The sequence below is a fragment of the Streptomyces sp. NPDC088747 genome (genome assembly GCF_044751025.1).
Taxonomy (GTDB): domain Bacteria; phylum Actinomycetota; class Actinomycetes; order Streptomycetales; family Streptomycetaceae; genus Streptomyces.
Window position 1 is genome coordinate 208,457 of the sequence record NZ_JBIVKZ010000004.1, and the last position, 22,754, is coordinate 231,210.

Here is a 22,754-nt window from a genome sequence, read left to right on the forward strand (position 1 = left end):
CCAGCACGCGGGAGACGCGATGAACGACGCAGCCGAACGTTCCCCCTCCGCCGCGGGACCCTGGCCGCCCGCCGGAGCGACCCCGGCCCGCCCGGACGACCTCTACGCCCTCCTCGCCGCGCGTGGCTACCAGTACGGCCCCGCGTTCCAAGGGCTGCGCGCGGCCTGGCGGCGCGGTGAGGAGATCTTCGCCGACATCACGCTCGACAGTGCCCTCGGCGCCGCCGCCGCGTCCTACCTCCTGCACCCCGCCCTCTTCGACGGCGCCCTGCACGGAGCGCTGCTGCCGGCCGAAGGCCGACAGGACGGCCTGCTGCTGCCGTTCATCTGGCGCGGGGTGCGGATGCGGAGATCCGGCGCCCGCGACGTCCGCCTGCACATGGCGCCGAGCGGCGACAACGCCGTGTCGCTGACCCTCACCGACACCGACGGGCGGGAGGTGGCCTCGGTCCGCTCACTCGCGTTCCGCCCGGTCACCGCCGAGCAGCTCGACCGCGAAGGCCAGGGCGGCACCCTCCTGCGGGTCGCCTGGAACCAGGTACGGGTGTCGCCCGACGACGCCGTGAAAGAAGCCCACTGGGCCTTCCTCGGCACCGACCACCTCGGCGTGACCGGCACCCTGAAGTCCGCCGGCCGGCAACCGGGGATCTATCCCTCGCTGCGCGCCCTGGACGCCGGGCTGCGCGACGGCGACGCCGTCCCCGACGTCGTCGCCGTCTCCTGCACGGACGAGACCGCCGAGGCCCGCGCCGCGACGCAGCGCGCCCTCGTCCTGGTCCAGGAGTGGCTCGACGACGAACGGCTCCAGGACGCCCGCCTCGTCTTCGTCACCCAGGGCGCCGCCGCCGCGCGTACCGGCGAGGACGTGCCCGACCTCGCCGGCGCGGCCGTATGGGGTCTGGTCCGTGCCGCGCAGTCCGAACACCCCGGCAGATTCCACCTGGTGGACGTGGACGACGTCGAGTCCTCCGGCGGCGCCCTGGTGTCCGGCGTGGAGGCGGGGGAACCCCAACTGGCCGTCCGCGACGGCGGCCTGTCCCGCCCCCGGCTGGTCCGCTGCACACCCGGGACCTCCACACGCCGCCCCGGCACCGGGGGGACGGTACTCGTCACCGGCGGCCTCGGCGCGCTCGGCGCCCTCGTGGCCCGCCACCTGGTGCGCCGGCACGGCGTCCGCAGACTCGTCCTGCTCGGCCGCCGCGGCCCCGCCACCCCGGGAGCCGCCGAGCTGGCGGCGGAGCTGGCCGAACTCGGCGCGGAAGCAAGGGTCGTGGCCTGCGACGCGGCCGACCGCGCCGCCCTGGCGGAGGTCCTCGCGAGCGTGCCCGACCGCCACCCCCTCACCACCGTCGTGCACGCCGCGGGCGTCGTCGACGACGGCACCGTCTCCGAACTCACCCCCCGCAAGGTCGAACGGGTACTGCGCCCCAAACTGAACGCCGCGCTGAACCTGCACGAGCTGACCCACTGCGAACTGATCCTGTTCTCCTCGGTGTCCGGCCTGATCGGCAGCGCCGGGCAGGCCGCCTACGCCGCCGCAAACACCTTCCTGGACGCCCTCGCACACCGCCGCCGTGCCAGCGGCCTCCCCGGCGTCTCACTCGCCTGGGGCCTGTGGGAGGACGGCATGGGCGCGGACCTCGGCACCGCCGACCTCGCCCGCATGCGGCGCGGCGGTCTGGCACCCCTCTCCGCAGCGCAGGGGCTGGCCCTGCTGGACGCGGCCCTCTCCCGCACCGAACCCGCGCTGGCTCCCGTACGGCTGGACGACGGTGCCCTGCGCGACGGCGGAGGAGCCCTTCCGGAGATGTTCCGGGACCTGGCGGCGCCCGCTCCCGGCGGGGCCCCGGCTGCCGGGCGGCCCACCGAGGCCGAGGCGCTGCGCGAGCGGCTCGCGAAGCTGCCCGAGGCCGAACGCGACGACGCCGTACTGGAGTTCGTGCGCGCCCAGGTCGCCGCCGTCCTCGGCCACCAGGCCCCCGGCGGCGTCGACCCGGGCCGGGAGTTCCGCGAGATCGGCCTCGACTCGCTCACCAACCTGGAGCTGAACCGACGGCTCGCGGTCGCGACCGGACTGCGGCTGCCGATCACCCTGTCCTTCGACTACCCGAGCCCCGCCGAGCTGGCCGGGCACCTCGCGCGACGCCTCGCCTGACACGCGACCCGCGCGGCCGGCGGCTCACCCGACGAAAGGGACCGGACATGCACGTAGTGATCGTCGGTGGCGGTGTGATCGGCCTCGCCACCGCGTGGCGGGCGCTCGCCGGGGGACTGGACGTCACGGTCGTGGACCCCGAGCCCGCGAGCAAGGCGTCGTACGCCTCGGCGGGCATGCTCCCGCCCGCCAACGAGCAGCTCTACGACGACGACCCGCTCCGGCGCCTCTACCTGGCCTCCCGCGACCGCTACCCCTCGTTCGTCGCCGAACTGGAGGAAGCCTCGGGCCGGTCCGCCGGATACCGCCGCGACGGTGTCCTGGACGTCGCCCTCGACGACGCGGGCGTCGTCGGCCTCGACCACGCGCACCGCTTCCACAAGGCGCACGGGATCAGGACCGAGACCCTCACCGCCGAGGAATGCCTCGCGTACGAACCCAGGCTCGCGCCGACGGTGCGCGGCGGCCTGTTCGCCCCCGACGACGGAGCGATCGATCCCCGGCGGCTGACCGCGGCGCTGCTCACCGCGATCGAGCGGCTCGGCGGCACGCTCGTCGCCGACCGGGCCACCGACCTCCTGGTCGAGGGCCGCGCCACGGGCGTACGGCTGGCCGGCGGCGGCAGCGTGACCGGCGACAGGACCGTTCTCGCGGCGGGCTGCTGGACCCATCTGCTCGGCGGCCTGCCGCCCGGCGTGGTCCCGGAGGTCCGGCCCGTCAAGGGCCAGATCCTGCGGCTGCGTTCCGCCGAGCCGTTCCTGTCCCGCACCACCCGCGGCCTGATGGGCGGATCGGCGGTCTACCTCGTGCCGCGCCCCGACGGCGAGCTGGTCGTGGGCGCGACCTACGAGGAACTCGGCTACGACACCACCGTCACCGCCGGTGGTGTCGCCGAACTGCTCGACAAGGCACGCGCGGTGCTGCCCGAGGTCACCGGCCTGGCGTTCGCCGAGGTGACCGCCGCGCTGCGGCCGGGCTCGCCCGACGACCGCCCGCTGATCGGGGCCACGTCGGTCCCGGATCTGCTGCTCGCCACCGGGCACTTCCGCATCGGGGTCCAGCTCTGCGCGGTGACGGCCGACGCGCTCGCCACGGTACTGGCCGGCGGCGAGCCGCCCGAGGTGGTCCGGCCCTTCGCGGCCGGGCGTACGGTCGGTGCCGTGTAGGTCCGCGATCCCGTCCCGCTTACGCTCCTTGCCCTGTCAACTCCCGCGACTGGTGCGGACGTTCGGCCGGCGTACTCCAACGGCCGTGTTGCACATCGGCGTTCGGTCGGCGCCCCTGACGCCCGTGACTCACGGGGGTGTTCGAAGGGCGCCTTGTGAGGCCCGCGATTCCCTCACGGCGTTCGCCGGTGCCCTTCGCAGGGCACCGGCGATTCACGCGGTCACTGCATGGGCGGTTCGCTCGGGATGCGTATGGCCCGCGCCGTCGTACGGGCAGCCCCGTCGCACGGCGCGGGCCACTCCGCGTGCGGCTCGCGCCGATACGCGGGCGTCTGCACCTTGTCGCACGGCTCAGCCGCTTACGCGAAGACACGTCCGGCGTTCTCCAGGACGCCGGCGAGGGTTCCCACCGCGTTGCGTGTCCACACCGGTTCGCTCTGCCCGCGTGAGCGGACCAGGATCGTCCGCCTGCCCGTCTCGTCCGGCGCCCCGACCGCCAGATGCAGCAGGACGGCGCCGTCGGGGGCGAAGGTGACCGGGGTGTGCAGCACCAGTTCCTCGATCTCGTCGCAGCCGGTCTCGTCCGCCGCGTGCATCGCCAGTTCCACCAGGGCCGTGCCGGGCAGCAGCACCGTGCCGAGGATCGTGTGGTCGATCAGCCACGGCTGGGCCGCGAGGGAGATCCGTCCGGTGAACAGATGGCCCCCGTCGGGCAGTTCGGTCGCGGTCGACAGGAGCGCGTGGCCCGCCTCGTCCAGCCCGAGTCCGGCCGCACTGCCCACTGGGGCGGGCGCCTCCAGCCAGTACCGCTGTCGCTCGAACGGATAGGTCGGCAGGTCCACAAGGCGTACGTCCCCGGCCGCGCCCCAATTCACCCTGGTGGCGCGGGCCTTGGCGAGGGCGGCGGTGAGCGTGTGGGCCTCGGACCGGCCCGGGCGCAACAGCGGGAGCAGGAGCGGACCCTCCGTGTCCCCGTCCGTGTCCCCGTCCGGTCCGGTGAACACGGACTCCGCCAGGGAGGTGAGCACGCCGCTCGGGCCGAGCTCCAGGTAGGTGGTCACGCCTTCGGCCCGCAGGCTCTCCATGCCCTGCCCGAACCGGACGGCCTCACGGACGTGCCGGACCCAGTAGTCGGGCGTCGCGATCTCCGGCCCGGCGATGGCGCCGGTGACGTTGGACACGACCGGGATCGCCGGCGGCCGGAACGCGAGCGTCTCGGCGACGCGCCGGAAGTCCGCCAGCATTCCGTCCATGTGGGAGGAGTGGAAGGCATGACTGACCGTCAGCCGCCGTGTCCTGACGCCGAGTCCCTCCCAGTGGGCGGCGACGTCGAGAACCGCGTCCTCGTCGCCGGAGACGACGGTGGCCCGCGGCCCGTTCACCGCGGCGATCGACACCGCTCCCCGCAGCGAGGCGGCCACCTCGTCCTCCCCGGCCTGGACGGAGACCATCGCGCCGCCCCCGGGAGCCTCCTGCATGAGACGGGCCCGTGCCGCGACGAGTACGCACGCGTCGGAGAGCGGGAGCACACCGGCGAGATGGGCCGCGCTCACCTCGCCGAGCGAGTGGCCGAGCAGATGACCGGGTGCCACGTGCAGGGAGCCGAGCAGCCTGAACAGGGCGACCTGGAGGGCGAACAGGCCTGGCTGGGTGTAGCGGGTCTGATGCAGGGCCTCGGCCTCAAGGGTGCCCGGCGCGGCGAACACGACGGATTTCAGGGGCCGTTCCAGATGCGGGTCGAGGTGTTCGCAGACCTGGTCGAACGCCTCCGCGAACGCCGGATAGGTCTCGTACAACTCGCGTCCCATGCCTGGGCGTTGGGAGCCCTGGCCGGTGAACAGGAAGGCGGGCGTCCCGCTGCCCGCGGCCTCGCCGACTGACTCGGAGGACAGACCGTCGGCCACGGCGCCCAGACCGGCGAGCAGGTCCTGGCGGGTCTCGCCGACGACCGTCGCGCGGTGTTCGAACTCGGCGCGGGTGGCGGCGAGGGTGTAGCCGATGTCGGCCGCGTCCAGGCCGGGCTGTCGGCTGATGTGGTGATGGAGCCGCCCCGCGTGGGCGCGCAACGCCTCCTTTGACCTGGCCGACAGCAGCCACGGCAGGGGTGCCGTCGCGGTGTGCGGTGCCTCGGCACGTACCGGAGCCTGTTCGAGGACCACGTGCGCGTTGGTGCCCGAGATGCCGAAGGAGGAGACCGCCGTCCGGCGCGCCCGGCCGGTGTCGGGCCACGGCGTCGCCCGGTCCAGCAGGGCGACCTTGCCCTTCGACCAGTCCACGTGCGGGGACGGGGTGTCGGCGTGCAGCGTGCGGGGGAGCCGGCCGTGCCGCATCGCCATCACCATCTTGATCACGCCACCGACACCGGCCGCGGCCTGCGCGTGCCCGATGTTCGACTTGAGCGACCCGAGCCACAGCGGCCGGTCCCGGCCCTGCCCGTACGTCGCGATGAGGGCCTGTGCCTCGATCGGATCGCCGAGTGCCGTGCCCGTGCCGTGTGCCTCGACCGCGTCCACGTCGGCGGCGTCCAGCCGGGCGGCGGCGAGCGCCTGACGGATCACCCGCTGCTGGGCCGGTCCGCTCGGCGCGGTCAGGCCGTTGCTGGCGCCGTCCTGGTTCACCGCGCTGCCGCGCAGCACCGCGAGTACGGGATGGCCGTTGCGCTCGGCGTCCGACAGCCGTTCGAGGAGCAGCAGACCGGCGCCCTCGCTCCACGCCGTGCCGTCGGCCCCGGCCGAGAACGGCTTGCAGCGGCCGTCGGGAGCCAGGCCGCGCTGCTGGGCGAACTCCACGAACATGCCGGGAGAGGCCATCACCGCGACCCCGCCCGCCAGCGCGAGCGAGCACTCGCCCTGCCGCAGCGACTGCGCCGCCTGGTGCAGCGCGACGAGCGAGGACGAACAGGCCGTGTCGACGGTCACCGCCGGACCCTCAAGGCCGAGGGTGAAGGCGATGCGCCCGGAAGCGAGGCTCGGCGAGCCGCCGGTGAGCAGGTAACCGCCGAGCCCTTCGGTGGAGTCCTGGAGCCTTGGCCCGTACTCCTGCGCCGTCGCGCCCACGAACACACCGGTGCGACTGCCGTGCAGTGAGCCCGGGTCGATTCCGGCCCGCTCCAGCGTCTCCCAGGCGACCTCCAGCAGAACCCGCTGCTGCGGGTCCATCGTCGTCGCCTCCCGGGGGCTGATCCCGAAGAACGCGGCGTCGAACCCGTCGGCCCCGTCGAGGAAACCGCCGCGCCGCACGTAGGTCCTGCCGGGGGTCCCGGGCTCGGGGGCGTACAGGGTGTCGAGGTCCCAGCCACGGTCGGCGGGGAAGTCCGTGATGGCGTCCGTGCCCGCGGTCACCAGGTCCCACAGCTCACCCGGGGAGCCGACTCCGCCGGGGTAGCGGCACCCCATCGCGACGATCGCGATCGGGTCGCCGTCGTCCGTCGCGGTCCGGGCCGGGCCGTCGGCGCTCACGCCGGGGCCTCGCCCCTCGGCGATGTGACGGGCGAGTCCGGCGGGCGTGGGGTGGTCGTAGACGATGGTGGCCGGGACGGGGAGGCCGGTCGCGGCGGCGAGCCGTTCGCTCAGCTCGACCGCGAGCATCGAGTCGACGCCCAGATCCTTGAACGTCCGGTCGGCGTCGACCGCGTCCGCGCCGACGTGCCCGAGCACGGCGGCGGAGTGGGCGCGGACGAGGTCGAGCAGATCGCCCCCGTACGTCTCGGCCGACGGCTCGGCGCGCGGGGGCACGGGCACGGGCGCGGGCGTGAGCCGCTCCCGCTCGGGCCAGTGACGTTCCCGCTGGAAGGCGTAGGTCGGGAGGGGCACACGCCGGGCGTCCTCGGCGGCGAACACCTCGGGCCACGACACCTCGTGACCCCGTACGTGCAGTTCGGCGAGCGTCAGGAGAAGCGAGGACCGGAAGTTCTCGCCCCGACCCGGCGCGGGCACGACGACCGCGTGGGTGGCGCCGTCGAGGAGGCGCTCCCATTCGTCCGCGGTACGCACGGCCCGCGGGCTCAGGTCGAGGAACGTGGGGGGCACGGCGGCCCCCGCCAGCGCGCGGATCGCGGCGTCGGCACGCGAGGGCGAGTGCGGCAGGCGCGCCCAGTGGGCGTCGTCGAGCGTGGTCGTGTCCATGGCTTCGCCGGTGACGGACGAGTAGAACGCGATCGTGGACGGCCGTGGCGTGACGGGCCCGGGTGTCGAGTCCAGCGCGTGCGCCGTGACGATCCGGGCCGCGTCCTCGACGGTCAGCGCCCCGGCGATGTGCGCGGCGGCTACCTCACCCTCGGCCTGCCCGACGACCGCCGCCGGACGGATGCCCAGGGACTCCCACAGCCGGGCAAGCGCGACGGCGACGGCGAACCCGGCGGGTCCCACGATGTCGTCCCGGTCCGCCCGCGGCGCGCCGGGGGCTCCGTTCAGGACGTCCGTGAGGGACCAGACGGTACGGGCGTCCAGCGCGGCGCCGCAGACGTCGATCGCCGTGCGGAACGCCGGTGACCCGGCCATCAGTTCGCGGACCGTCTCGGTACGCAGTGGACTCCCGCCGGGGAAGACCAGCACGACGCCACCGGGGGCGCCGGCCGCCGTATGCCTGACCACACCGGGATCGTCTCGGTCGGCGGCGACGGCTTCCAGACCGGCCAGCAGCGTTTCGCGATCGCTGCCGACGACGGCCGCGCGGTGCTCGAAGTGCGTACGGCTGGTGGCGAGCGACCAGCCGATGTCACCGGGCGACTCCGGCCCGCGCACCAGCTGCGCCCCGAGCCGTCCGGCCTGAGCACGCAGCGCCCCGGCCGTCCGGCCGGAGAGCACCCACAGCACGGGCCGGGCATCCGCCTCGCCCCGCCCGACAGGGACGGGTACGTCCGGCACGCCGCCGAGCACCACGTGACAGTTCGTCCCGCCGATTCCGAAGGAACTCACCCCTGCCAGCAGCGGTTCCGCGGGGCGGGGCCAGGGGCCGTGCTCGCGCCGCACGTGCAGTCCGAGCCGGGCGAGGTCGATACGGGGGTTGGGGGTCTCGAAGTTGAGGCCGGCCGGAATCTCCCCGTGGCCGATGCTCAACGCGGCCTTGATCAGGCCGGTGATGCCCGCGGCCGCCTCCAGGTGACCCACGTTCGTCTTGGCCGACCCCACGTGCACCGTGGGTCTGGAGCCGGCGTCGCCGAGCGCGCCCGCGAGCCCGGCGGCCTCCAGAGGGTCACCGACCCGGGTGCCGGTGCCGTGCAGCTCGACGTACTGGAGCGCGGCGGGGTCCACCCCGGCCCGGCGGCAGGCCAGCCGGATCGCGTCGGACTGCGCGGCGGCACTGGGTACGGTCAGCCCGTCCGTGCCGCCGTCGTTGTTGACGGCGCTGCCCCGGATCACCGCGTACACGTGGTCGCCGTCGGCCGACGCCCGTGCCAGCGGCTTGAGCAGCACCACCCCGCCGCCCTCGCCCCGCACATAGCCGTTGGCCCGCGCGTCGAAGGTGAAGCAGCGCCCGTCGGGGGACAGCCCGCCGAACCCGGCGACGGCGGCGCCGCTCCCGGGCACGATGTTGAGGTTCACGCCACCGGCGATCGCGAGCTCCGCCTGACCGGTGCGCAGGCTCTCCGCGGCCATGTGCACCGCGACCAGGGAGGACGCCTGCGCCGAGTCGACCGTCATGCTCGGGCCACGCAGGCCCAGGGAGTACGACACCCGGTTGGCGATGATGCCGCGCTGAACGCCGGTGAGGGTGTGCCGGGTGGCGTCGACGGGGTCCTGGACCAGGGCGGCGAAGTCGCTCGACATCGCGCCGACGAACACGGCCGTAGGGCTGTCCCGCAGGTCCGCCGGCACGATCCCGGCGTCCTCCAGCGCCTCCCAGGCCAGCTCCAGCACGAGTCGCTGCTGCGGGTCCATCGTCGTGGCCTCGCGCGGCGAGACCCCGAAGAAGCCGGCGTCGAACCCGTCGATGGCGTCGAGGAAACCGCCGTACCGCAGGCCGGGCCGGTCCAGCCCCGGCGCGGCGGGGTCCCAACGGTCGGGCGGAACCTCGGTGATCGCGCTCGCGCCATCACGCAGCAGGGACCAGAACGCGGCCGGGGAGGGCGCCCCGGGGAGCCGGCACGCCATGCCGACGATCGCGACCGAGTCGCGTTCCTCGACGGTCATGACGCCGAGGGCCCCGTACTGTGCGCGGCCAGCACCGTCTCCAGCCGGTCCAGGGTCTCGGCGGGCCGCGCGGTCAGGTAGAAGTGGCCGCCCTCGAAGACCTCAAGACCGAACGGCCCGGTGGTGTGCTCCCGCCACGCCCGCGCCTCCTCCATCGTCACCTGCGGGTCGCGGTCGCCGGTGAACACGGTGACCGGGCAGCCGAGCGCGGGGCCGGGCGCGCACGCGTAGGTCTCGACGGCGCGGTAGTCGGCGCGGAGCGCCGGGAGGAACATCCGCTGGAGCTCCTCGTCGTCCAGCAGGGAGTCGTCGGTGCCGTTCAGCGTCTTGAGCTCGGCGATCACGCCCTCGTCGGTGCGCAGATGGACCGACTCCTCCCGGCGGCACGAGGGCGCCCGGCGTCCCGACACCACCAGCGCGGCCGGGGAGACACCGTCCTCGCGCTCCATCCGCCGGGCCACCTCGAACGCGACGACGGCGCCCATGCTGTGGCCGAACAGGACGGGCCGCTCGGCCAGTACGGGCCGCAACGCCGCGAAACTCAGGTCCGCCAGCGTCCCGATGTCGGTGAGCGGCTCCTCGGAACGCCGCTCCTGGCGACCCGGATACTGGACGGCGAGCACCTCCACCCGCGGGTGGAGTGCCCGTGCCACCGGGAAATAGAAGCTCGCCGCGCCACCGGCGTGCGGAAAGCAGACCAGCCGGGCTCCGGCGTCCGGGGCAGGCCGGAAGCGCCGGACCCACGCGTTGCTGTCGACGAGCGAATGCGTCATGGCGTTCATCTTCTCCTGCGGGCTAAAGAGCGGGCATTCGATCATGATGCCGTCACCGGTAATTCAACCCAACCCCTAGCCTCCCCTAATAAAGCCGGGGGTTCTTGAACCGGCGTCGAGGACTGGGGGACCTTGAGGCCGTCCGGATTTTCTCCTGGCCGCTTCCCTTGGCCACGGTGACCGGCTGAGGAGGAGCTGTATGACCATGGTCGCGGGGGATACGGCGGGTGTGAACGACGCGGAGGGAGTTCCGGGTCCCGCCGCCGAGGCGGACGCACGGCCGCCGGACATGCGGGCGGGAATCGCCGAGTTGCTCCAGGTCAGGGCCGAGGCCGAGCGAGGCCCTTCGCCGGCCGCGACCGAACAGCAGCACGCCCGGGGGAAACTGACCGTCCGTGAACGGCTGGACCTGCTCTTCGACCCGGGAACCTTCCGCGAGATCGAGCAGTTGCGCCGACACCGCGCCACCGGATTCGGCCTCCAGGACCGGCGCCCGTCCACCGACGGAGTGGTCACCGGCTGGGGCCTGGTGGCGGGCCGGACCGTATTCGTCTACGCCCATGACTTCCGCATCTTCGGCGGCTCCCTCGGCGAGGCCCACGCGGCGAAGATCCACAAGGTGATGGACCTGGCCGAGGGCGCGGGCGCGCCCCTGGTCAGCCTGAACGACGGTGCCGGGGCACGTATCCAGGAGGGTGTCACCGCGCTCGCCGGATACGGCGGGATCTTCCGCCGGATCGTCCGGGCGTCAGGGGTGATCCCGCAGATCAGCGTGATCCTCGGGCCGTGCGCGGGCGGCGCCACCTACGCTCCCGCGCTCACCGACTTCGTGTTCATGGTCCGTGACACCTCGCAGATGTACATCACCGGCCCGGACGTGGTGAAGGCCGTCACCGGCGAGGACGTCAGCCACGAGCAGCTCGGCGGCGCGCAGGTGCACGGCTCGGTGTCGGGAGCGGCCACCCATGTCTGCGACAGCGAGAGGGAATGCCTCGAAGAGGTCCGCTATCTGCTTTCCCTGCTGCCGTCCAACAATCGCGAGCTGCCGCCGGCAGTTCCCGCGGACGACCCGCCCGGACGGCGTTGTGAAGCACTCCTCGACATCGTTCCGCCGGACCCGAAAAGGTCGTACGACATGCGTGCGGTGATCGAGGAGATCGTCGATCACGGTGAATTCTTCGAAACGCATTCCCGGTGGGCCACCAATATCATTTGCGCATTCGCACGCCTTGCGGGTCAGGTCGTCGGTATCGTCGGAAACCAGCCGTCGGCCATGGCCGGAGTACTCGACATCCACGCCTCGGAAAAGGCCGCGCGATTCGTGCAGACCTGCGACGCCTTCAGCATTCCGCTGGTGACCCTCGTCGACGTGCCGGGCTTCCTCCCGGGCACCGACCAGGAGCACGACGGCATCATCCGGCACGGCGCGAAACTGCTGTACGCGTACTGCAACGCGACGGTGCCACGCGTCCAGGTGATCCTGCGCAAGGCCTACGGAGGGGCCTACATCGTGATGGACTCACGCTCCATCGGCGCCGACCTGTCCTACGCCTGGCCCACCAACGAGATCGCCGTGATGGGGGCCGAGGGCGCGGCGAACGTGGTGTTCCGGCGCGAGATCGCGGCCGCCCCGGATCCGGAGGCGGTCCGGGACCAGCGGATAAAGGAGTACCGCCAGGAGCTCATGCACCCCTACTACGCCGCCCAGCGCGGGCTCGTCGACGACGTGATCGACCCCGCCGACACCCGCGCGGTGCTGGTCGACGCGCTGGCGATGCTGCGCACCAAGGACGCGCCACTGCCGTCCCGCAAACACGGCAACCTTCCGATGTGACGACGGGAACGACCATGGAGACCCCCGAGACCCCGCTGCTCTCCTTCGTGCGAGGAGCGCCCACCGACGAGGAGGTGGCGGCCCTGCTCGCCGTCGTACACGGCCGAGCGAGCCGCACGGACCCCGAGACTCCGGACCCCGGGACTCCGGAGCCCGCGAACACCGGCCCGCGCTGGGCCCAGACCCGGACCTACCGGGTGCCTCGGGCCTGGACCTCGCGCTAGGCCCCCTCCGATTTCGCGGAGACGCGACCGGAGTCACAGCAGGTCGGTGACGGTCACCGTGACGTGCGCCGGCTCGGCCTCGGTCGGGAAGGTCTTCGCCAGGTACTCCTCCACGGCGCGGCAGGTGGCGCGCGCGACGTCCACCGTGCGGGCCTGCCTGAGCGCGACGAGGTGGATCTCGACATGCCACGGGTCGGCGCCGCTGAGCCGGCTCATCCGCACCCCGGCGGAAGACGTCCCGCCCGCGGCTCGTTCCGGGCGGGACACGGTGGAGCGCAGCCGTCCGGCGAGACCGGGCTTGAGGAAGGCCACGCCCGGCACGCTCTCCACGGCCCGCGCCACCTCGTCGACGAGAGTGCTGTGCGCGGTGTACTGGCTCATGGGGTGCTGCCCTCCTGACCGGCGGCCGGGGTGCCGACGAGGTCGGTGATACGGATGTCCACGGCCGTCACGACCAGACCCAGCTCACTGTCCGCCGCCGCGCGCACCCGCCCGCGCACCTGTTCGGCGAGGCCCGGCAGCGAGACGTCCGACGGTGCGTGGATGTCGAGGCGGACCTCCACCGGGCCCGATCCGGTGGGGCTGTCGTCCGAGGCGGGGGGGACCAGACGGCAGGAGCCCGCGCGCACACCGGGCACGGTCTCCGCCGCCGCGCGCAGCGTCCGGGCGGCGACCGCCTCCATGATCCAGAGATCCTCGGCGGGTTCCCCAAGGGGCAGCGGACGACCGGGGCGCAGTTCGAGGCGTACGACGTCCATCACGCGCCGCGTCACCGAGGCCGCGTCGTACTCCGAGGAGTCCGTCGGATCGTCACGCAGGTTGCGTACGGCCGATTCCAGACCGTCGAGATCCCGCATTGCCGCCCGGCAGTGCGGGCAGGCGGCCAGGTGCGGATCGTCCGCCCGCTCCTCCCAGGCCTCCCAGACCTGGGACAGCAGCCGCCCGCACGGCAGTTGCTCGTCGTCGTCCATGCCGCTGCGCGCGGCGGGCGGGTCGGTGTGAGCGGTCATCGCCAGGCCCCCATTGCTTGTGTCAGGCAGCGTCGTGCGCGGAAGACACGGGCGCGGACAGCCTCCTGGCTGATTCCGACCGCGTCCGCGATGAATTCGTAGGACTGGCCGTCCAGTTCGCGCAGCACCCAGCAGGCGCGCTGTTCGGCGGTCAGCAGGTCGAGGGCCTCCCGCAGTTCCCGGACCGCGTCGCGGGCCTCGGCGATCCTGGCGGGGGAGGCGTCCCACTCGGGCGCCGGTACGTCTCCCGCCGCCTCAAGGGGTGCCTCGGGTCTGCGGGCACGCAGCACGTTCAGGCTGCGGTTGGTGACGATGCGGTACATCCAGGTGCCGAAGGCGGCGCGGCCGTGAAACTCCGGAAGCCGCCGCCAGGCGCTGATGAACGCGTCCTGCACGGCGTCCTCGGCCTCCGGCCGGTTCCCCAGCAGGCGCGTGGCCAGCCGGATCAGCGAGGGAGCGTGACGCTGTACGAGGGTGCCGAAAGCATCCTCGTCGCCTTCGGCGGCCCGTACCGCCAGCAGCGCGTCGGGCACCTCGTCCTCCGTGTCCGGCGGAGCGGTCTGTCTGCGGGCCACCGCCACGGGGCGGCTCCTCTCGTCTCGTCCTGCACGGTTGGACACCGCCGGGAGCGTCCTGTGACGCGGGAGATCGGACATGCGGCGTCCACGGCACCGGACACCCCGCTCGGACCCGGTTCTCATCCGATCGGGCCGCCGACCAATCCACGGGGCACTCGGGCCCGGATTCCCCCTGACGGACGACGAGGAGAGCTGAGGTGAGCCGTCATGTCGGCACTCTTCCGTATCCGGGTCCTCGCCACGTCGGGCACCCGGATCTGGTGCGCCGCGGCGGGACGCCTGACCGTGCGCACCAGCCGCGCCCTGCACGACGAGCTGACCGACAGGTGCGCCGGAGCGTCCGTGGTCGTCCTGGACCTGCGGGAAATCCAACTCCCCGCGGACGGCGACCTGCTGGCGCCGCCCTGGCCGGACGGCCCCCGCGCCGTCCACCTGCTGGCCCCCACCTCCCTGCGAGGGCGTACGGCCGTCGACGTACGCGTCCACTGGCACGCCGACGTGGACACCGCGTGGTCGGCGTGGTGCGCCCCGCCCGCCGCACAGCCCGGGAAGTGACCCGTTCACGCCCGGTGGACCGGAATTCTCCGGGTATCCGCGTCACAGAGGCGTTCAGGCCGGGTCTACCGGAGTGAGAGCAGCTCACCAGTGGACAGAGAGGACGTGCCATGACCACGCAGACCGCACCGACCGCCAAGGACGTATCCGTCGCGCGGGGCGGCAACCCGGTTCAGAGCACCACCGCGCTGACCGGAGGCGTCTCCGGAGCCGACCAGCCGGCCGCCGACCGTGGCAGGACGTCGATCGCCGATGTCGTCGTGGTGAAGGTGGCGGGTATCGCCGCGCGGGAGATCCCGGGCGTGTACGACATGGGCGGCGGCCTCTCCCGCACCATCGGCGCCGTCCGCGACCGGGTACCGGGCGGCCGGCCGAACGTCGGCCGCGGAGTGAAGGTCGAGGTCGGCGAACGCCAGACGGCCATCGACCTCGACCTCGTGGTGGAGTACGGCGTCCCGATCACGGACGTCGCCCGCGACGTGCGGGAGAACGTGATCTCCGCCGTCGAACGCGTCACCGGCCTGGACGTGGTCGAGGTGAACGTCACCGTGAACGACGTACACCTGCCGGAGGACGACGCCGACGCGTCGGCGCCGGACTCCCGCGTGGAGTGACAGGACCGGTGTGTGGCAGGGCCTGACAGCCGTCGAGAGGGGAGCAGCCAGTGAGCAGGTCGTTCGTGGGCATGGTGGCCGGGATGGCGTTGGCCTTCGCCGGATTCTTCGGGGGGTTCGGGGCGTTCCTGCTGGTGGCCGCGCTGGGTGGCATCGGGTGGGCGGCCGGCCGGTGGTTCGACGAGGGCGGCCGCGTCCAGGACCTGCGGGACGGTTACGGACGGAGCCGTCGATGACCGCGCCCGCCACGCGGGGTACGACGGTCATCTCGGACAGGGCGGTCCGCAGGATCGCCGAACGGGCCGCCACCGAGGCGCTCCCGGCTCCGGGCGCCGTCACCACGAAGGGGTCGGCCACGGTCCGCGGTCGCCGGGCGGACGTGGCCGTCGAGGTGACCCTGCCCTACCCGACGCCCCTGCCCGAGGCTGTACGCCGGCTCCAGGAGTATGTCCAGGGCCGTACGCGGCAGTTGACCGGCCTCGACGTCGGCGGACCACGGGTCGGCGTCACCGCGCTCACCCCGCTGCCGGGCGCCGACCCGCTCCTGACGCCGCCCGGTGCGCCGGCGGACTCCCGTGCCCGTACGGCCGGCGAGGGCCGGACGCCGCGGCGGTGGTGGTCGCGGCGGCGGCTGCCGCTGGCGATGCTCACTCTGGGCGCGGCCCTGGCCTGCGGAGCCCTGGCGGTCGACCTGATCCTGGTGCACGTCGCCCACCGCCCGGCGGCGGCATGGCGCACGGGCACGCTGCACTGGCTGTCGGGGCACGGCCCCGGTGACCCGGCCGTCCTGACCGGTGCCTGCGCGGTCGCGGCCCTCGGCCTGCTGATGTTCACCCTGGCCCTGGCGCCCGGACACCGCCGACTGCTCACGGTCGTCTCGCCGGCGCCGCACCTGCGCGCGGCCGTCGACCGTGCCGCGGTCGCCGCCCTCGTCAGGGACGCCGTGGCCGGGACGGCGGGGATCGGCCCGGTGAAGGTCCGGGTGCGCCGGCACCGCGTCACCGTCCGGGCCGGCCTCGCCTTCGGCGACCGCGCGCTCGCGCTCGACGAGGTGCGGAACGCGGCCCGCCGCGCGCTGGCGGACTGCGCCCTGCGCCGCACGCCCCGACTCCGCGTCACCGTCCGGCCCGACACCACGTGGGACCCCGGCACGGCCGAAAACAGCGGGGGAGCGGGACGCCCGCCGTCCACCGAGGAGCGCCCGTTGACCACCGCGGAGCACCCGCCGTCCCCCGCGAAGCACCCGTTCCCCGCGAAGCGCCCGTCGGCCGCCACGGAGCGCCCGTCGGCCACCGAGGCGGCACGTCCCCCGTCCACCACCGAACGCCCGTTGACCACCGAGGCGGCACGTACGCCGTCCGCCGCGGACGGGCGGACGGCCACCGAAGGGGCGGACCAGTGACGCAACGCCTCCGCACCGGCCTCAACCGGGCCGTCCTGGCGAGTGCCGGGCTCGTACTGCTCCTCGGCGGGGCATGGCTGGCCGTCGCCCCCGCCTCATGGGCCCCGCGACTCCCGGGCCGGTGGCCCGACTTGGGCACGTACACCACGCTCCTGGACACGGAACGGCTCACCGCACTCCGTACGCACGGCTGGTGGACGCCCACGGTCATGGCGGCGTCCATCGCCGCGACCGTACTCTTCGCACTGTGGTGCGCCGGGCAACTGCGCGGCGGATCCCGTCCCCTCGTGCCGCTGCCCGCGCCGGGCAGCGCGCTGCGGACCCGGGCACTGGAGGATGTCCTGACCCAGCACGCCGCCGCCATCGGCGGCGTGGCACGCTGCCGTACCCGTGTGCTCGCACGGCGAAGGCACCTGCACGTACGCATGCACGTGTGGCTCCACCCGAGCGCAACCCCCGCCGCAGTCCTGCCCGCCCTCACCGCGCTCGCCGCACAGACGGAGACAGCCATCACGCCCTACCGCGTCCGCACCGAGGTCCGCCTCGCCGTGCGTTCCCACCGCACGCCGCATGTCCGCTGAACCGCAGCCGGCACCGGCGGGCCGCACCTCCCGGGTGCTCGCCCCGATCCGCCGCGGCAACCCCGTGCCCGTCTCCTGGGGGCCCGCCCTGCGCCGTACCCCGGTGTCGATGTGGGACGACGACGTGACCGACTACGCCGCCGCCCTCACCTACTACTCCATCCTGGCGGTACTGCCCTCCCTGCTGGTCACCGTCATCGCGTTCAGCCTGATCAGCCCGGACACGGCCGAGAACTTCATCGCCCACGTCAGCGCCTACGCGCCCGCCCAGTCGGGCACGGAGCTGCACGACGTGCTGGCCCGGACGCTGCGGGACGGCTCGACCGCCTGGACGCTGCTGGTCGGCGGCACCGTGAGCGCCCTGTGGTCGGCCTGCAGCTACCTCGCCGTCTTCCGCCGCGCTCTGCACCGCATGCACGACGTGTCCGACCGCCGCTCCCCGTGGCGCAGGGCCCCGCGCATCGTGCTCACCGCCCTCGTCCTGCTCGGCCTGCTGCTCGTCTGCGCCCTCGTCCTGCTGCTCACCGGGCCGGTCGCCGAGTCACTCGGCGGGATCCTGGGACTCGACGTCATCGCCGCGTGGGCCTGGAACCTGCTGCGCTGGCCGCTGATGCTCTGCCTGGTGGCGCTGCTGGTCGTGGTCGTCTTCCACACCGGCCCGCCGTCGGCCCGCCGCCGCGGACACAGCCTGCCCGGCGGCGCGCTGGCGGCCGGACTGTGGCTCGCCGGCTCCGTGGGCTTCGCCCTCTACACCTCCGTACTGAGCACCTACAGCAGGCTGTACGGCTCTCTCGCGGGCGCCGTCGTCTTCCTCATCTGGCTGTGGCTGTCCAACCTCGCGCTGCTCGCGGGCGCCCAGTTCACCGCCGAACTCAACAAGCAGACGGCACCGGCACCCGCGGTGCCACAGCACTGAGACACCCGGGCGGTGTCAGGCCGCTCTGCCGGGCCAGGTGGGCGACGACGTGTCCGCGTGCCGGCCCCGCTCCACGGCGTAGCAGCGCACCAGCAGGTTGGCGGTGTACTGGTGCGAACCGCTGTCGTCCAGCAGGTGCTCCTCGGCGAGGGCACTGAGGATCTCCCGCGCCTCCGCGGGCGTGCAGTCCGCGTACGCGGCGAACTCCTCCGCCCGGAAGGGGGCGGCCGACAGCATCCCCAGACTGGGGAAGGCACGGCGCGCCATGCTGGGCAGGGCTCTGAAGGACGTGTCCAGCAGCGCGCGGACCGAGGTGGAACCGGACGTACCGGTCCGGAGCAGATCCAGCGGAGAGGTCTGGTCGAGTTGCGCCACCATGGCGGACAACGGCTCCTGGGGGCGGCGCTGGAGCCGGAGGGCGAGCACCTGAAAGGCGTAGGGGAGCCCGCCGCAGGCCTCCGCGAGCAGCGCCGCGGCCTCTGGCTCCGCGTCCGTCCGTGCCGGTCCGACGAGAGCCGCGAGCAACTCGGTGGCCTTGTCGGGAGGCAGGCTCGGCACGGTCAGCGGGTGGACGTCGTGGCGGACCGTCAGGCGGTCCAGACGCCCCCGGCTCGTGATGAGGGTGGCGCAGCCGCGGCCACCGGGCAACAATGGCTCGACCTGGTCGGCGGAGACGGCGTCGTCGAGCACCAGGAGCAGCCGCTGGTCGGCGACGACCGAACGCCACAGCGCGGAGACCTCGTCCACGTCTCCCTGGATGAGCGAGACGGGGATGCCCAGTTGGCGCAGACAGCGCTGGAGGGCGGCCGCCGGGGAGAGCGGAGGCCGGCGCGGATCACCGCCGTGCAGGTCCACGTAGAGCTGCCCGTCGGGAAACCGGTCACGCGCCCGGTGCGACCACTGGAGGGCGAGGGTGGTCTTGCCGATTCCTGCCATGCCTTCCAGCAGCACGGTGCCGGACTGTCCGAATTCGTATGGCGACCCCGTCAAGACCGCGTCAAGAAAACCGAGTTCCTGGTCACGTCCGGTGAACGCGCGGCAGAGCGGGGGCAGTTGGGCGGGGCGGGTGATCGGGCGTGGCCGGGTGACCGGGCGGGGCCGGACGGCCGGTTCGCGGGAGGCCGTACCGCCGGGCCCGTCCAGGCCGTGCGTGTCGGTCGCCCGGAGCAACTCCTGGTAGAGCTCCTGGGTGGCCGTGCTCGGGTCGATGCCCAGCTCCTCGGAGAGCAGCCGGCGGGTGCGGTCGTAGCGGGCCACGGCCTCGGCGCTGCGGCCACTGCGGTGCAGCGCGGTCATCAGATTCCGTAGCGAGACCTCGTCGTACGGGCGGCTCTTGGCAACGTTTTCCAGCTCCGGGAGCAGGACGACATGCCGGCCGGCGCGCAGCTCCGCCGCGTGGCATTCCATCAGCACCGCCGTCCGCTCGGCGGCGAGGGATTCCCGGACCGCCTCCACCCAGGGGCCGGTGAGGCCGAGTAGGGGTTCGCCGCGCCAGAGGGCCAGCGCGGCCCGGTAGCGTGCCCCGGCGGCCACGGCGTCGGAGGCGCAGGCGCGGGCGGAGACGACGAGGCTGCGGAATCTGTGCAGGTCGACCTGGGAGGGATACACCCTGGCCATGTAGCCGCCCGACGAGCGGACGATCGCGGGTGCGTCGGCCTCCTCGGCGCCCTGTCCGGCGGAGGGCAGCAGCCGGCGGAGGCGGGCGACGTAGCTGTACAGGACGGCTCGGCCGGTGGGCGGAAGGTTCTCGTGCCACACGCGGTCGAGCAGCGCGTCCAGGGGGATGACCCGGTTGGCGTCGATCAGCAGTGCCGCCAGGACGCACTGCTGCTTCGCAGGTCCGAGTCTGATCTGCCGGTCCCCCTGGTGCGCGGTCATGGCTCCGAGCAGGTTGAAGCAGATGGCATGAGACACAGCCGTTCCCTCACCGGTAGATGGCGGAGCTTGTCGAGACCACGCCGCACATCTCAACACGTGACCGAGCCGTCACGGTAGGAGGCCGAAGCCCCGAAACGGGGCGAGGGGTATGTCATCAGCCAATGCAGATTTCTGTCAGGTTTGCTCAATATCCGTCAGACAGCATGTGCCTACCGACCAGAAGTCATCACATGGCCGACACGGGCCGACTGCCCGACAAGATTGGCGGACACCCATGGGTACCGATCCGACCGGTGGAAGCGAAGCCGCGGAGCTGCCAGGCCTCACCGACGCCGAGCGCATCATCGTCAACGGAGTCGCCGACTACTACTGGCAGAACGACGGCATGCCGCACGAGCGCGGACGTGTCATCGGCTGGCTGATCATCAGCGACCCGACCGAGCAGACGACCGCCGAGCTGGTCGACCGCCTCGGCACCACCCGCGAGGCGATCGACCGCGTCGCCGACCAACTCGTCCCCGCCCACGTGGTGCTCCGCAGGGACATCCCCGGCACCGACGAGTACGCCCTGTTCATGAACAACGAGTCCTGGCCCAACGCCGTCCTCGAAGTCTTCGCCAACATCCCGGAGTTCGACCGGATCCTGCGTGACGCCCAGGACACGCTGAAGGACGAGGACCCGGAGCGGCGCCTGCGACTCGACCGCACCCAGCACCTCTTCGGCTTCATCGCCAAGGAGGTCCCCGAGCTGCTGACCAGCTACACGGCCCAGGAACAGGCCACGGCCAAGGCCTCGTGACGGGGGTCCGGGACGGCCCGCGGCGGCAGCCGGTCCAGGACCTGCTCTCACCCGAACCCGATGTCGTACTGCGCCTCGCCCAACTCCCGGTGACGGTGGACGAGGAGACCGCCCAGGACCTGTCGCGGGTGCTCTCCGGCCCGGAACTGCAGCGCGCCGCCCGCTTCCTGCGCCGGGCCGACCGGAACGAGTACGTCCTCGCCCACTGGCTGCTGCGGCACACCCTGTCGGCCGGCACGTCCGTACCGCCGAGGAGCTGGGACTTCACCGAGGAGCGGTACGGCAAGCCCCGGATCGCCCAACGCCACTGCGACGCCAGGGAGTTCAGCCTCTCCCATTCGGCGGGCACCTGTCTGGTCGCGGTCTCGACCGCCGGCCGAAGGGTCGGCGTGGACGTCGAACGACACCGGCGGGCGGACGGCCCGCGGACACTTCCGCGCAACTCCCTTTCCCCTCACGAACACCGAAGGCTGGCCGCCCTGCCCCCCGAGCGGCGACAGGCCGAGTTCATCCAGCTGTGGGCACTCAAGGAGGCCCTGGCCAAGGCCATGGGCGTCGGACTGCGCCTTCCGTTCGCCGACGTGGACTTCTCCTGGCGGAACGGCCGCCCGTCGCTGGGCAGGAGCGCCGCCGTGCCCGAGCCGGAGCTCTGGACGTGTCACCGCCTCGACGCCCCAGCCGGCTTCCGCGCCGCCCTGTGCGTGCGCGCCGCGAGCCCCACGACCGCCGCGCCTACCCGAGGAGTACGGGAGACATGACCACCCTGGACGGGTTCGCACCCGCCGGAGTCCGGCAGCCCGCCGAGGCGCTCGGCAGCGCGGAGTTCCGACGACGCCACGGTGTGCGCCTCGCCTACGTCACCGGCTCGATGTACAAGGGCATCGCCTCCGCCGCGCTCGTCGGACGGATGGGCCGGGCCGGCCTGCTCGGCTACTTCGGCACCGGCGGCCTGCGACCGGAGAACATCGACGACGCGATCGGACGGATCCGCGGCGCCGTGGGCCCCGACGGCCCGTACGGCATGAACCTGCTGGCCCATCCCGACGACCCGCGCCGCGAGGAGGCCGCGATCGACCTCTTCCTCGCGCGGCGGGTACGGCGGGTGGAGGCCGCCGCCTTCATCCAGCCGAGCGCGGCACTCGTCCGCTACCGGCTCAGCGGCGTCCACCGGGCCGCCGACGGCTCCGTCGTCGTACCGAACTCCGTCATGGGCAAGGTCTCCCGCCCCGAAGCGGCCCGCGCGTTCCTCAGCTCCGCGCCGGCCCACCTGGTCTCCTCGCTCGCCGACTCGGCGGCCATCGGCGCCGAGGAGGCCGCGCTCGCGCCGTACGTACCGATGGCGGACGACCTCTGTGTCGAGGGGGACTCGGGCGGCCACACCGACCAGCGGCAACTCATCACCCTGCTGCCCGAGATCGTCCGGCTGCGGGACCGTACGGCCGCGGGGCGGACGGTGTGTGTCGGCGCGGCCGGCGGCATAGGGACGCCGGAGGCCGCCGCCGCGGCCTTCCTGCTGGGCGCCGACTTCGTGCTGACCGGCAGCATCAACCAGTGCACCGTGGAGGCGGGCACCGCCGACGACGTCAAGGACCTCCTCCAGGCCGCCGGTGTGCAGGACACCACCATGGTCCCGGCCGGGGACATGATGGAGATCGGCGCCAGGGCGCAGGTGCTCGGAAGAGGGCTCCTCTTCCCTGCCCGCGCCAACAAGCTCTACGAGCTCTACCGGCGGTACGACTCCCTGGAGGCCATCGACGCCGCCACCCGCCGGCAGTTGCAGGAGAGGTTCTTCCGGCGCAGCTTCGAGGAGATCTGGCAGGAGACCGCGGCCCACTACGCGACCCGCGACCCGCTCGAACTGGCCCGCGCCGAAAGCGATCCCAAGCACCGGATGGCACTGGTCTTCAAGTGGTACTTCGTGCACTCCACCCGGCTGGCGATGGCGGGCAGCAGCGAACGCCGGGTGGACTACCAGGTCGCCTGCGGACCCGCCATGGGAGCGCTCAACGGCTTCGTCGCCGGCACCTCGCTGGAGAACTGGCGCGCCCGCCACCCGGACACACTCGCCGACCTGCTGATGGCCGAAGCCGCGAAGCTGCTCCACCACCGGCTGGCCCAACTGGCCCCCGGCTGAACGT

Annotated in this window: 19 protein-coding genes; 13 read left to right on the forward strand and 6 right to left on the reverse strand. The window is 73.2% G+C overall.

Going from position 1 to position 22,754, the window contains the following annotated elements; genetic code table 11:
- Positions 1-19: 19 nt before the first annotated feature.
- The gene (locus ACIP79_RS11895) at positions 20-2,155 is read left to right on the forward strand and encodes a type I polyketide synthase (RefSeq protein ID WP_401222258.1); all 2,136 of its coding nucleotides are present in this window, start codon (positions 20-22) and stop codon (positions 2,153-2,155) included.
- A 47-nt stretch (positions 2,156-2,202) separates the two neighbouring features.
- Positions 2,203-3,321: a glycine oxidase ThiO gene (gene thiO, locus ACIP79_RS11900; protein WP_401222260.1), complete on the forward strand. Its 1,119-nt coding sequence runs from the start codon at positions 2,203-2,205 to the stop codon at positions 3,319-3,321.
- A 359-nt stretch (positions 3,322-3,680) separates the two neighbouring features.
- Here thiO and ACIP79_RS11905 read toward each other — a convergent pair whose 3' ends face one another.
- Together ACIP79_RS11905 and ACIP79_RS11910 are read right to left on the reverse strand one after the other, a co-directional pair.
- Positions 3,681-9,452 carry a type I polyketide synthase gene (locus ACIP79_RS11905; protein WP_401222262.1) on the reverse strand — a complete coding sequence of 1,924 codons (5,772 nt, stop codon included), beginning with the start codon at positions 9,450-9,452 and terminating at the stop codon, positions 3,681-3,683.
- Positions 9,449-10,225 (reverse strand): thioesterase II family protein, encoded by a 777-nt coding sequence (locus tag ACIP79_RS11910; RefSeq protein WP_401222264.1) that lies wholly within the window; start codon positions 10,223-10,225, stop codon positions 9,449-9,451. Before ACIP79_RS11910 ends, ACIP79_RS11905 begins: the two co-directional genes overlap by 4 nt.
- A gap of 289 nt (positions 10,226-10,514) precedes the next feature.
- Here ACIP79_RS11910 and ACIP79_RS11915 point away from each other — a divergent pair, with 289 nt between their 5' ends.
- Both ACIP79_RS11915 and ACIP79_RS11920 read left to right on the forward strand, forming a co-directional pair.
- Positions 10,515-12,059 (forward strand): acyl-CoA carboxylase subunit beta, encoded by a 1,545-nt coding sequence (locus ACIP79_RS11915; protein WP_401222725.1) that lies wholly within the window; start codon positions 10,515-10,517, stop codon positions 12,057-12,059.
- Entirely contained in the window at positions 12,056-12,283 is a 228-nt protein-coding gene (locus ACIP79_RS11920; protein ID WP_401222266.1) for an acyl-CoA carboxylase subunit epsilon, read from the forward strand. Before ACIP79_RS11915 ends, ACIP79_RS11920 begins: the two co-directional genes overlap by 4 nt.
- 33 nt (positions 12,284-12,316) lie before the next feature.
- Here ACIP79_RS11920 and ACIP79_RS11925 read toward each other — a convergent pair whose 3' ends face one another.
- From ACIP79_RS11925 to ACIP79_RS11935, 3 genes are read right to left on the reverse strand one after another with little or no spacing between them, the layout of a single operon-like run.
- The gene (locus ACIP79_RS11925; RefSeq protein ID WP_401222268.1) at positions 12,317-12,664 is read right to left on the reverse strand and encodes a hypothetical protein; all 348 of its coding nucleotides are present in this window, start codon (positions 12,662-12,664) and stop codon (positions 12,317-12,319) included.
- Complete coding sequence (locus ACIP79_RS11930; RefSeq protein WP_401222270.1) at positions 12,661-13,293, reverse strand: Asp23/Gls24 family envelope stress response protein; 633 nt, start codon at positions 13,291-13,293, stop codon at positions 12,661-12,663. The genes ACIP79_RS11925 and ACIP79_RS11930 overlap by 4 nt, the downstream gene beginning before the upstream one ends.
- On the reverse strand, positions 13,290-13,874 hold the full coding sequence (locus ACIP79_RS11935; RefSeq protein ID WP_401222272.1) for an RNA polymerase sigma factor: 585 nt from the start codon (positions 13,872-13,874) through the stop codon (positions 13,290-13,292). The genes ACIP79_RS11930 and ACIP79_RS11935 overlap by 4 nt, the downstream gene beginning before the upstream one ends.
- Before the next feature lie 204 nt (positions 13,875-14,078).
- On the opposite strand from ACIP79_RS11935, the gene ACIP79_RS11940 reads away from it, so the two are divergent.
- From ACIP79_RS11940 to ACIP79_RS11965, 6 genes are all read left to right on the forward strand, one after another.
- Positions 14,079-14,426 (forward strand): hypothetical protein, encoded by a 348-nt coding sequence (locus tag ACIP79_RS11940; protein WP_401222274.1) that lies wholly within the window; start codon positions 14,079-14,081, stop codon positions 14,424-14,426.
- A 110-nt stretch (positions 14,427-14,536) separates the two neighbouring features.
- A complete protein-coding gene (locus tag ACIP79_RS11945) occupies positions 14,537-15,040 on the forward strand; it encodes an Asp23/Gls24 family envelope stress response protein (protein ID WP_383684820.1) in 504 nt (167 codons plus the stop codon).
- Positions 15,041-15,090: 50 nt separating this feature from the next.
- Complete coding sequence (locus ACIP79_RS11950) at positions 15,091-15,276, forward strand: hypothetical protein (RefSeq protein ID WP_387178597.1); 186 nt, start codon at positions 15,091-15,093, stop codon at positions 15,274-15,276.
- On the forward strand, positions 15,273-16,442 hold the full coding sequence (locus tag ACIP79_RS11955) for a DUF6286 domain-containing Asp23/Gls24 family envelope stress response protein (protein WP_401222277.1): 1,170 nt from the start codon (positions 15,273-15,275) through the stop codon (positions 16,440-16,442). Before ACIP79_RS11950 ends, ACIP79_RS11955 begins: the two co-directional genes overlap by 4 nt.
- Complete coding sequence (locus tag ACIP79_RS11960) at positions 16,439-17,023, forward strand: hypothetical protein (RefSeq protein ID WP_401222279.1); 585 nt, start codon at positions 16,439-16,441, stop codon at positions 17,021-17,023. Before ACIP79_RS11955 ends, ACIP79_RS11960 begins: the two co-directional genes overlap by 4 nt.
- Positions 17,013-17,939: a YihY/virulence factor BrkB family protein gene (locus tag ACIP79_RS11965; RefSeq protein WP_401222281.1), complete on the forward strand. Its 927-nt coding sequence runs from the start codon at positions 17,013-17,015 to the stop codon at positions 17,937-17,939. Before ACIP79_RS11960 ends, ACIP79_RS11965 begins: the two co-directional genes overlap by 11 nt.
- A gap of 15 nt (positions 17,940-17,954) precedes the next feature.
- Here ACIP79_RS11965 and ACIP79_RS11970 read toward each other — a convergent pair whose 3' ends face one another.
- A complete protein-coding gene (locus tag ACIP79_RS11970) occupies positions 17,955-19,853 on the reverse strand; it encodes a BTAD domain-containing putative transcriptional regulator (RefSeq protein ID WP_401222283.1) in 1,899 nt (632 codons plus the stop codon).
- Between the two features lie 238 nt (positions 19,854-20,091).
- On the opposite strand from ACIP79_RS11970, the gene ACIP79_RS11975 reads away from it, so the two are divergent.
- From ACIP79_RS11975 to ACIP79_RS11985, 3 genes are read left to right on the forward strand one after another with little or no spacing between them, the layout of a single operon-like run.
- A complete protein-coding gene (locus tag ACIP79_RS11975) occupies positions 20,092-20,616 on the forward strand; it encodes a hypothetical protein (RefSeq protein ID WP_383684827.1) in 525 nt (174 codons plus the stop codon).
- On the forward strand, positions 20,613-21,374 hold the full coding sequence (locus tag ACIP79_RS11980) for a 4'-phosphopantetheinyl transferase family protein (RefSeq protein ID WP_401222285.1): 762 nt from the start codon (positions 20,613-20,615) through the stop codon (positions 21,372-21,374). Before ACIP79_RS11975 ends, ACIP79_RS11980 begins: the two co-directional genes overlap by 4 nt.
- Positions 21,371-22,750 carry a PfaD family polyunsaturated fatty acid/polyketide biosynthesis protein gene (locus ACIP79_RS11985; RefSeq protein ID WP_401222287.1) on the forward strand — a complete coding sequence of 460 codons (1,380 nt, stop codon included), beginning with the start codon at positions 21,371-21,373 and terminating at the stop codon, positions 22,748-22,750. Before ACIP79_RS11980 ends, ACIP79_RS11985 begins: the two co-directional genes overlap by 4 nt.
- Positions 22,751-22,754: the final 4 nt, after the last annotated feature.

Coding starts and splice junctions, on each gene's coding strand:
- ACIP79_RS11895 (WP_401222258.1), top strand. CDS start 20: ATGAACGACGCAGCCGAACGTTCCCCCTCCGCCGCGGGACCCTGGCCG.
- thiO (WP_401222260.1), top strand. CDS start 2,203: ATGCACGTAGTGATCGTCGGTGGCGGTGTGATCGGCCTCGCCACCGCG.
- ACIP79_RS11905 (WP_401222262.1), bottom strand. CDS start 9,452: ATGACCGTCGAGGAACGCGACTCGGTCGCGATCGTCGGCATGGCGTGC.
- ACIP79_RS11910 (WP_401222264.1), bottom strand. CDS start 10,225: ATGACGCATTCGCTCGTCGACAGCAACGCGTGGGTCCGGCGCTTCCGG.
- ACIP79_RS11915 (WP_401222725.1), top strand. CDS start 10,515: ATGCGGGCGGGAATCGCCGAGTTGCTCCAGGTCAGGGCCGAGGCCGAG.
- ACIP79_RS11925 (WP_401222268.1), bottom strand. CDS start 12,664: ATGAGCCAGTACACCGCGCACAGCACTCTCGTCGACGAGGTGGCGCGG.
- ACIP79_RS11930 (WP_401222270.1), bottom strand. CDS start 13,293: ATGACCGCTCACACCGACCCGCCCGCCGCGCGCAGCGGCATGGACGAC.
- ACIP79_RS11940 (WP_401222274.1), top strand. CDS start 14,079: ATGTCGGCACTCTTCCGTATCCGGGTCCTCGCCACGTCGGGCACCCGG.
- ACIP79_RS11945 (WP_383684820.1), top strand. CDS start 14,537: ATGACCACGCAGACCGCACCGACCGCCAAGGACGTATCCGTCGCGCGG.
- ACIP79_RS11955 (WP_401222277.1), top strand. CDS start 15,273: ATGACCGCGCCCGCCACGCGGGGTACGACGGTCATCTCGGACAGGGCG.
- ACIP79_RS11965 (WP_401222281.1), top strand. CDS start 17,013: ATGTCCGCTGAACCGCAGCCGGCACCGGCGGGCCGCACCTCCCGGGTG.
- ACIP79_RS11975 (WP_383684827.1), top strand. CDS start 20,092: ATGGGTACCGATCCGACCGGTGGAAGCGAAGCCGCGGAGCTGCCAGGC.
- ACIP79_RS11985 (WP_401222287.1), top strand. CDS start 21,371: ATGACCACCCTGGACGGGTTCGCACCCGCCGGAGTCCGGCAGCCCGCC.